Source organism: Carboxylicivirga marina (genome assembly GCF_016612505.1).
GTDB lineage: Bacteria > Bacteroidota > Bacteroidia > Bacteroidales > Marinilabiliaceae > Carboxylicivirga > Carboxylicivirga marina.
The window spans coordinates 1-236 of the sequence record NZ_JAENRR010000203.1; the positions used below are offsets into that span (position 1 = coordinate 1).

A 236-nucleotide genomic window follows, 5' to 3' on the forward strand; every position below is an offset into this window, starting at 1 on the left:
CAACGTTAATATTGAATAGGTCTTTGCCGTAACGAAATAAGAAGCTTTCAATATCCTCTTTGTGTTTGCACAATAAATCCATACTCCGGTAAATGTGTTGCACGGCAATATCATGGTCAATCATTTGCGGATACATCCGCTGTAACCAGTTATCATACAAAGCTAACTTTGATACCGGCTTTAAAAAGCGTGAGCAAATCTGGGTAAAAATAACTTTTTGCAAATCGAACTCAAGC

The 236-nt window shown here is 37.3% G+C and carries 1 pseudogene; it reads right to left on the reverse strand.

Annotated features, from left to right (window positions below):
- Window positions 1–236 (reverse strand): annotated as a pseudogene (locus tag JIV24_RS22560) (hypothetical protein); the annotation flags it as partial.